Source organism: Wolbachia endosymbiont of Drosophila seguyi (assembly GCF_028981765.1).
Classification (GTDB): Bacteria; Pseudomonadota; Alphaproteobacteria; order Rickettsiales; family Anaplasmataceae; genus Wolbachia; species Wolbachia pipientis.
This window is the reverse complement of sequence record NZ_JAPQLM010000075.1, coordinates 1-599: the sequence shown is the minus strand read 5'-3', so window position 1 is coordinate 599 and position 599 is coordinate 1. Positions and strand designations below refer to the sequence as shown.

General features: G+C 56.1%; 1 rRNA gene. It reads left to right on the top strand.

The annotated features are described in order from the left end of the window. Window positions 1–599: ribosomal RNA gene (locus OZD62_RS01500) — 23S ribosomal RNA — on the top strand; the annotation flags it as partial.

Genomic DNA, 599 nt, shown 5'->3' with positions numbered 1-599 from the left:
GAGTAACGGAGGCGCCCAAAGGTTCCCTCAGCCTGGTTGGCAATCAGGTGTTGAGTGTAAGTGCACAAGGGAGCTTGACTGTGAGACTGACAGGTCGAGCAGGTACGAAAGTAGGGACTAGTGATCCGGCACCGGCTTGTGGAAGCGGTGTCGCTCAACGGATAAAAGGTACCCCGGGGATAACAGGCTGATCTTCCCCAAGAGTCCATATCGACGGGATGGTTTGGCACCTCGATGTCGGCTCGTCGCATCCTGGGGCTGGAGTTGGTCCCAAGGGTTGGGCTGTTCGCCCATTAAAGCGGCACGCGAGCTGGGTTTAGAACGTCGTGAGACAGTTCGGTCTCTATCCGCCGTGCGCGTTGAAACTTGAGAAAGGCTGACCCTAGTACGAGAGGACCGGGTTGGACATACCTCTGGTGGGCCAGTTGTCACGCCCGTGGCATGGCTGGTTGGCTACGTATGGGAGGGATAACCGCTGAAAGCATCTAAGCGGGAAGCCTGTTTCGAGATGAGGTTTCGTTTGAGGTTCCCTGTAGATTACGGGGTTGATAGGCCGGATCTGGACAGCATGTGAGTGTTGGAGGTGACCGGTACTAATT